The organism is Bacteroides sp. 3_1_23, from assembly GCF_000162555.1.
GTDB classification, from domain to species: domain Bacteria; phylum Bacteroidota; class Bacteroidia; order Bacteroidales; family Bacteroidaceae; genus Bacteroides; species Bacteroides ovatus.
In genome coordinates, this window is sequence record NZ_GG774957.1 from 115,505 (window position 1) to 124,210 (window position 8,706).

Annotated in this window: 7 protein-coding genes and 2 rRNA genes; all 9 read right to left on the minus strand. The window is 42.6% G+C overall.

The features are described from left to right. Positions 1–172: 172 nt before the first annotated feature. On the minus strand, positions 173–637 hold the full coding sequence (locus tag HMPREF9010_RS00855; protein ID WP_004297644.1) for a V-type ATP synthase subunit K: 465 nt from the start codon (positions 635–637) through the stop codon (positions 173–175). A 74-nt stretch (positions 638–711) separates the two neighbouring features. Next, positions 712–2,529: a V-type ATP synthase subunit I gene (locus HMPREF9010_RS00850; protein ID WP_004308093.1), complete on the minus strand. Its 1,818-nt coding sequence runs from the start codon at positions 2,527–2,529 to the stop codon at positions 712–714. After that, positions 2,526–3,131, minus strand: a complete 606-nt coding sequence (locus HMPREF9010_RS00845) for a V-type ATP synthase subunit D (RefSeq protein ID WP_004297640.1) — start codon at positions 3,129–3,131, stop codon at positions 2,526–2,528. Before HMPREF9010_RS00845 ends, HMPREF9010_RS00850 begins: the two co-directional genes overlap by 4 nt. 107 nt (positions 3,132–3,238) lie before the next feature. After that, positions 3,239–4,567, minus strand: coding sequence for a V-type ATP synthase subunit B (locus HMPREF9010_RS00840; protein ID WP_004297639.1), 1,329 nt, complete (start codon positions 4,565–4,567; stop codon positions 3,239–3,241). A gap of 29 nt (positions 4,568–4,596) precedes the next feature. Then, on the minus strand, positions 4,597–6,357 hold the full coding sequence (locus HMPREF9010_RS00835; protein ID WP_004303858.1) for a V-type ATP synthase subunit A: 1,761 nt from the start codon (positions 6,355–6,357) through the stop codon (positions 4,597–4,599). A 17-nt stretch (positions 6,358–6,374) separates the two neighbouring features. After that, positions 6,375–7,217: a DUF2764 domain-containing protein gene (locus tag HMPREF9010_RS00830; protein WP_004297637.1), complete on the minus strand. Its 843-nt coding sequence runs from the start codon at positions 7,215–7,217 to the stop codon at positions 6,375–6,377. 11 nt (positions 7,218–7,228) lie between these two features. Further along, positions 7,229–7,819: a V-type ATP synthase subunit E family protein gene (locus tag HMPREF9010_RS00825; RefSeq protein WP_004297635.1), complete on the minus strand. Its 591-nt coding sequence runs from the start codon at positions 7,817–7,819 to the stop codon at positions 7,229–7,231. Between the two features lie 452 nt (positions 7,820–8,271). Continuing rightward, a 5S ribosomal RNA gene (gene rrf / locus HMPREF9010_RS00820) occupies positions 8,272–8,382 on the minus strand. A gap of 77 nt (positions 8,383–8,459) precedes the next feature. Next, positions 8,460–8,706: ribosomal RNA gene (locus tag HMPREF9010_RS0124890) — 23S ribosomal RNA — on the minus strand; the annotation flags it as partial.

An 8,706-nucleotide genomic window follows, 5' to 3' on the forward strand; every position in this document is an offset into this window, starting at 1 on the left:
AGTGCAAAAGTACACATTATTCTTTGAAAAATAATACTTTATACAAAAAATATGAGTTAAGAAGAGGAAAGAAACGTTGTCTAACAATGAAAAAAGAATATCCCCTTGCACATGCAAAGCAGCATGTACAAGGGGATTGAAAGTCCTTTATAGGAAATATTCTTGCTAAAAATTATGCAACGAGTGCGCTACCAATCAAGAAGGTTGCAGCCAAAGCAACGATTGCATAGAGTTCGGGGAATACGGCAAGAATCAACGTATTGCTAAATACATTGTGTCCCTGTCCGATTGCTGCGATACCGTTTGCACAAACTTGTCCCTGACGGATAGCGGAGAATAAAGCAACCAATCCCAGAGCAATACCTGCACCAAGCACTGCTGATGCCTGGATAGGTGTAATTTCAGGAGTCAAAATACCGAAGATTGTCTGAAACATGAAATAACCTGCAAAACCATAAAGACCCTGTGTACCCGGAAGAGCTGTCAATACCAGGAAGTTACCGAATGCACTATCATTCTTCTTCAATGCTCCGATAGCAGCATTACCTGCAATAGTTACTCCGTAAGCACTACCGATGCCCGACAAACCAACCATAATCGCGATGCCAATGTAGGCGATAAACAAATTCATTTCCATAATCTTATTCTATTTTTTATTGTTTAATTCTTAAAATATTAATTCTCAATTTCTAATTCTTAATCTTCAAATTTTCAATTTCTGAACGGTTTGTACTCTTTACCGCCTCCTTCATATCCGGAGTTCTTGAAGAACTCAACGAACGTCAGACGCATCGGGTGAACCATTGCACCCAGCACATTCATAAAGATATTGATGGCATGACCGATAACGAAAATCAGTACCATAACAATCGGGCCTGCTATTACATTATCCGGACTCATACCTACTGCCAGGCTGTTGAATACTCCCGCCAAAATACCTCCGGAAAGTCCGAGGGCAAACAGACGAACGTAAGACAATACATCGCCAAGCAAACCGGTGACCATATTATATGAATCCCATAATCCCAGTCCGATATTCAGGAAAACATTCTTTCCCGGACTGTTATAAAGGAAGATCATAGCAGCCGAAACACCCAGAATAACCAAATGCACTGTACTTCCCATCGGCATTACCTCCGGCAACAAAGCCGAAACTGCCATGGAAACCAGCAGGATGATCCATCCGATAGTTGCCACTGCATATTTGAAACCAAACTGAATAGTCTGATTCACCGCCTTCAACACCATACCGAATAGTATCTGAATAGCTCCCAATATCAACGATAATTGGAACATATCATTGTTATCCATCAAGACGGCATGTTTCAGACGTTGAACAATCGGCCAGTTCAAATCGTAGATATTCGCTCCGAAGAACGTACCTGTCAGCAAACCGCAGAAGAATGTTGAAGCAGCCAATACCTGTATCAATGAAATGATCGACTTCATTGACGGAGTCACTTTCTTCGCCATCAACCGATAGGCCGTAGCTCCCAGAAACAGGAACACCCCATATCCGGAATCTCCCAGACAAAGTCCGAAAAAGACCATAAAGAACGGGGCAAAGAACGGAGTCAAGTCCAATTCATTATACTTCGGAAGCATATACAACTTACAGATCGGTTCGAACCAGGCAAAGAATCCCTTATTATTCAATCGAATAGGAACATTATCGCCCGGCATCGGATCGGTAATCTCATAATATACATGTGCGTCATTCAAGTAAGCCTCTATTTCCACTTGACTGAATGCAGGTGCCCATCCTTCAATTAACATCAGTTTGTCACCGGCAGTCTGTTCGGAACTTAACACCACCTTAGAGAACTCAATCTGGCTTTGCAACTCTTTCAGAGCAGCCTTCAAGGAAGGAATTTCTGTTTCGGAAAACGTAACCAGCTTCTTTTCATTCTCTTCAACGGCCTGTTCGGTCGTATTGTAAAGCGTTTCAAGGTGTGCCAAAGAGTATGCAGGTAATTTCGCCTGTTCTACATCCAAATCCACTTCCTGCCCGCCTTTCGTCAGAGTCACGAAGAATACTTTAGAAGAGATACGGTTCACAATCATTGCATTGTATTCCGTTTCCCACTCTTCCTTGTAATTTCCTTCCGAACAGCTATAAAAACCGATTACATAACCGGCATTTTTCAGCTTCTGAACATTATCCGGTTCAAAGTTACCCCAGGCTTCCAGCGCTTCTTTCTCTTTGGCATAGCTTTGCAACTGCTGCGACAGCTTTCCATGCTCTGTTTGCAGGGCATCCACTTCGTCCAGCACTTGTATACCACGGGCAGCCGTTCCACCTTCCGTAGCAATTACAGCATTCTTTTCATGCTTCTGATTCTGAAGCAACTTCAAGGTAGCCGCCAAGCGATTGGAAAGACGAATATTCTCCTGCAACTCCGTGTTATCAGCAGCCCCCTGTTGTTTCTCCACAATATGGACTACCCCAAGTTCACGCAGACTGTTCAGGAATTCTTCATACTCTTTGTGATAAACCAGGAATGTGAGTTTCTTCATTTTTGTAATCATGCCTCTACCTCCTTCCTTTTTTCTTGATGGGACTTCATGATCTTTTGCGAAGATTTCGACAAGTTTTCTTCATCTTCCATGAATCGTTTGATCTTTCGCAATGCATCCTGATAACCCGGTATCTGCACCTTCTCAAAAAGGTTCACCTTTTGAGTGGTCTTTTTCCTTGCATGTTCTAACAAGTTCAGCTTGGCGAGCATAAATTCACGTTCAATTGCCGTATGAGCCAGCTCTTCCAATAGATGGATACCGTCGGCATACCATTTGGGAGCATTAAACATACTGTACGGACGTATCTCGAATTCTACATTCTCGAGCAACGGTACGCGCACACCCGCAATCTTTTTCACGCCAAGATGAACATCATTCACCTTTATTAATGAAGCGTCAAACTCATTCCAAAGGGCGAACATGGCTTCATAGGCTTGAATTTGTTGTTCGAGCCTATCCTCCAGATCGGCAGCTTCCGTTTTACAGCGTTTCACTTCCATGCGGAGGGCGCTTTCCTTATTCTTAATGATAGGAAGCGTACGCACCCGCACTTTCAGTTGCTTTTCGAGCTGCTGAAGAGAGGTTTTGTTATATTGAAACTTTATAGCCATCTCGTTGATTTACTAATTTAACAATTTACGACCAGACGATTGAAATTACTTCTTATAAACATATATAATCCGTCCACTATCATCCTAATAGCAAATCGTCTAATTGTCTAATTATTTTGTTTCGGCCAGTATTGATCCACCAAGTCTTTCTTGATATTCACTTCTTCCGGACGGAAATATTTACCGAACAAGCCCCAGGCAACGTCCAGCATTTCAGTAGTATCAAGATTGACATCAATAGCCAACAACTGATTGGAATAGTCCTTCGCAAAAGCCAACGTACGTTCGTCGTAGTTGGTCAGGTCGAAACCATTTTCCATCTTCGTCTTAGCGTTAGCGGCATCGGCATACAGACGTACAGCGGCATTCATCACTTGCGGATGGTCCTTACGTGTCTTCTTACCGGTTACCAGCTGTTTCAAACGGGACAATGAACGGAACGGGTCAACAATTACCTTACCGATATCACTATCACGACGCAGGAACAACTGACCTTCAGTGATGTAACCCGTATTATCAGGTACAGCATGCGTAATATCTCCACCAGACAAAGTAGTCACCGCAATAATAGTGATTGAACCACCGGAAGGGAACTGCACCGCCTTTTCGTAAATCTTTGCCAAATCCGAATAAAGCGATCCCGGCATAGAGTCTTTCGAAGGAATCTGGTCCATACGGTTAGATACGATTGCCAACGCATCCGCATAGCTCGTCATATCCGTCAATAGCACCAGCACTTTCTCATTATTATTTACTGCAAAATACTCTGCAGCAGTCAATGCCATGTCCGGAATCAACAAACGTTCTACCGGAGGATTTTCGGTCGTATTCATGAAACTCACGATACGGTCCAGCGCACCTGCATTAGAGAACACATTCTTAAAGTACAGGTAGTCGTCATTCGTCATACCCATACCTCCGAGGATAATCTTATCCGTTTCAGCACGTAAGGCTACATTTGCCATTACCTGATTAAAAGGCTGGTCGGGGTCGGCAAAGAACGGAATCTTCTGACCCGATACCAGTGTATTGTTCAAGTCGATACCGGCAATACCCGTTGCAATCAGTTCCGACGGCTGTTTACGTCGAACCGGGTTCACAGACGGACCGCCAATTTCCACTTCCTGTCCTTCAATGTCCGGACCTCCATCAATCGGATCACCGAAAGCGTTGAAGAAACGTCCGGCCAGCTGCTCACTCACTTTCAATGTAGGCGATTTGCCGAGGAATACTACTTCGGCATTGGTCGGAATACCCTCCGTACCTTCAAATACCTGCAAAGTGACATCGTCACCGGCAATCTTAACCACCTGTGCCAGTTTACCGTCCACAGTGGCAAGCTCGTCATACCCTACTCCTGTCGCTTTCAGCGAACAAGTAGCCTTGGTAATCTGAGTAATCTTGGTATATATCTTTTGAAAAGCTTTTGTTGCCATCTTTGATAATTAAAATTATAAATTAAAGATTATGAATTGACACTTCTTTCGGCAATCAATTCCTTCAGTTGTTTCTGGAATCCTTCATACTGTTCCGATTTGAACTTCGAGTAGTTCATCTGCTTACAGACATTAATCATCTTCTTGAAGTAATCCATTACTTCGTTGAAGTTATCAAAGTCAAATTCCGTATGACAGATGTCGATTATCATGTTCAGAATATCTTCCTGACGTTCCATCGGAGTTACCGCATCAATTTCATCAAAAGCATCCTGTTGCAGAATAACAAAGTCAATCAATTCTGATTTCCAGAAAATCACATGATATTCTACCGGTACACCATCATCACCGAGGATATTGATCTGTTCGGCAATTTCCTTACCGCGCTGTAAACGGGTTTTCAGTTCGTTTACCTTTCCAATCCATTCATCGTTGATATGACCTTTGATATACTCCTCAAATTCCGGGTATTCGATATATTTTGAATAAGAATCAATCGGATTCACTGCCGGATAACGTTTCTTATCCGCACGATCCTGTTCCAAAGCATAAAAACAACGGGCTACTTTCTTCGTATTTTCAGTCACCGGCTCCTTCAAGTTACCACCCGCAGGAGATACCGTACCGATAAACGTAATAGAACCCGTTTCGTCATTACTTAGTTTTACATATCCCGCACGACCGTAGAAGTTGGAGATAATAGCCGAAATATCCATCGGGAAAGCATCCGGCCCAGGCAATTCTTCCATACGGTTGGACATCTCACGCAAAGCCTGTGCCCAACGGGAAGTAGAATCTGCCATCAACAAGACTTTCAATCCCATGGAACGGTAATATTCCGCCAGTGTCATTGCTGTATATACAGATGCTTCACGGGCAGCTACCGGCATGTTGGAAGTATTCGCAATGATGATAGTACGTTCCATCAACTTACGTCCCGTATGCGGGTCTACCAGTTCGGGGAACTCGGTAAAGATTTCCACCACCTCATTGGCACGTTCACCACAAGCCGCAATGATAACGATATCCGCTTCCGCCTGTTTAGAGATAGCGTGCTGAAGCACTGTTTTACCAGTACCGAACGGACCGGGGATAAATCCTGTACCACCTTCCACAATCGGATTCAGCGTATCAATCACACGTACACCAGTCTCCAATAATTTGAAAGGACGCGGTTTCTCCTTATAATTCGTCATCGCACGTTTCACGGGCCATCTCTGAATCATAGTCACAGGAATATCATTTCCTTCTTCGTCTGTCAGGATGGCAATTGTATCTTCTATCTTATAATCACCTTCCGGCATGATTGTTTTTACGGTAGCCGTTCCTTTCATAGTGAACGGGGCCATAATTTTCAGCGGCTGGAAGTTTTCATCCACCTGTCCCAACCATGCAGAAGCCTGCACTTTGTCACCTACATTCGCTAAGGGTACGAAGTGCCATACACGTTCTTTATCCAACGGATATGTATATTGTCCTCTTTTCAGGAAAACTCCATCCATCTTGTCGAGGTCATTTTGCAGACCATCATAGTTTTTCGATAGCATACCCGGGCCTAATGTCACCTCAAGCATGTGTCCTGTAAATTCGGCTTCGGCGCCCACTTTCAGTCCACGTGTGCTTTCAAACACCTGGACATATACATGTGAACCTACAACCTTAATCACCTCCGCCATCAACTTATCACCACCGGTCGAGATATAACAAATCTCATTCTGAGCTACCGGTCCGTCAACGACGAGGGTCACCATGTTGGCAATAACGCCACTAACAGTTCCTTTTGTTGCCATATATTTTTTTTATTTTATTATCTGAATTCTGCAGGAATCTGCACTTCGTTCTTCAGCGATTCGATAATGCTTCTGAACAACTGATTACCTCTTTCCTTATCCAGTGAAATCCACCGTTCAATCATTTCCAGCTTCAGCAGGAAAGCGAAAATACGTTCGATAGTGAAATAGTCGAAGAAAATAGCATCCTCCATCCAATTCCACCGCAAAGCATCCAACTTCTTCTCACGCTCCACCAGTTCTGTAATCTCACTGATTTTCACTAACGATTCAAACACATCCACCTCACCGGACAATCCGAAATCGCGGGCACTCGATGTACGCAATGCTTCGCATACTTCCGTATTTCCCACAACGTTGGAAGCAATATCCCATTTGAATTTACGGCTAGTAAATGCAACAAGAATATTATTGATGTTCAGGTTGAATTCAAACCAGGCAGAAACGAACTTATTCCCACAGTTCATCGCATACTCATAATATAGAGCAGCCAGATGATCCTCGTGTAAAACCGTACTTTCAGCCGGAGTATTCAGATAATCAGTAATAAAAGTGGATAGATAGACCGGAAATTCTTTAGGACTGATTTCTCCGCCTTCTCTCAGAATAGAAATATATTCAGAGAGTTCGTCAGCAGAGTAGTTTCCCCGTTTGTCGATTTCCGCTTCTTTATCTTTGAGAAGTTTCAGCACATTTGCATTATCAAACTTCAGATAAAACAAGTCAATCAACTTCTGGTCTGAAGCAGACAATCCATCGTAGATTTCAGTTTTAAAATCGGCTACTGTATAGCTCAGTTTGCTGTCTTCCAGCGAAAGTTCCGGCAAACCTGCTACCAAGTAATAGTACTTACTACTCATAGTCGCTTCTTTTAAAATAGCATTTCTACTAATTGAGGACGCAAGAACGCTTTGAAGTAATTCATGAATTCTTCTTCTCCGAAGTTCACCTTATACGAACCGTCCGCCGGAGAAACAGTGAACAGAGTTTTGATACCATTTACTTGCTGAATGGTCACCCCCTTGTCTAATAAAGCTTTTGCATGAGCTGCAAAATACTTTTTCAGTGATTCCGCATCGGCTGTTGAGATGACGATAGGTTCATCTATGCTCCATTTGGATGCCAATGCTACGATAAACGCATTCAGGTAATCTTTATCCTGAGCGAAATCTTTCACGGAAGCGGTTATCAACTTATCAGTTACCATTGTAGCGATTTCTGATTTGAGCGCATTCACAGCCTGACCGGCGAATAGTTTTAACTCTGATTTAGTATTTTCTGCTAACTCATCAGCAGATTTACGAGAGGAGTTTACAATTGATTCTGCCTCTTTTCGGGCATCCTCAATGATTTTCTTAGCTTCTTCCTGAGCATTCGCGATAAGTCTCTGCGCTTCCTCGTTTCCTTTTTCCACGCCTTCACGATAAATCTTATCGGTCAACTCTTGAATTTTGTTTTCCATATTAACAGGAGTATTTAGTATTATTACTATATTAACTATGTGTCCTTTGTCAGATTCTCGCCAAATTTACAAAAATCAATTTGATAAAAAAGAGAAAGAAGAAAAGAAAAAGATTTGTTTGCAAAAAAATCACAGTCCTACACCTATTTTATTCCGCTTTTTCCCCTTTTTTATTACTAAATGACACATTTACCGAATCTTTCAAGCCGGTAAACAAATATAAGGAATCTAAAAGACATTTGGAAATATGTATATACTTAAAACGACAAACAGGATACTAATACAAGATTAAATAACAAAAGCTATCGGTATTTCACCAAATTCATAGAAAACTAAAACTTCGGGGAGATCTATTCGACAATGACTTACGGAAGACTGAAGATTGATAATTTTCGCAAAGTACCAAATGCCAGAAAGCCCCTTGACTCAGAATGAATCAAGGGGCTTCTTAAAAACGGCGGCTACCTACTCTCCCACTGTTACGCAGTACCATCAGCGTGACGAGGCTTAACTTCTCTGTTCGGAATGGGAAGAGGTGGAACCCTCGTGCTATAACCACCTGAATAAGGTTATGACATGATGAAAAGTAAAATCATAGTGTATAGCAAGCTAAACGTATATACCCAACCGGTACATGTCAGAAAGAAAGTGAACGGGCAATTAGTAATGCTCGGCTTTGATGTTACCACCTTTACACCTGCATCCTATCAACGTCATCGTCTTTGACGACCCTAAGAAATCTAATCTTGTGGCTGGCTTCGTACTTAGATGCTTTCAGCACTTATCCAATCCCGACTTAGATACCCAGCAATGCACCTGGCGGCACAACTGGTAAACCAGCGGTCAGTCCAACACGGTCCTCTCGTACTAGTGTCAGAGCCACGCAA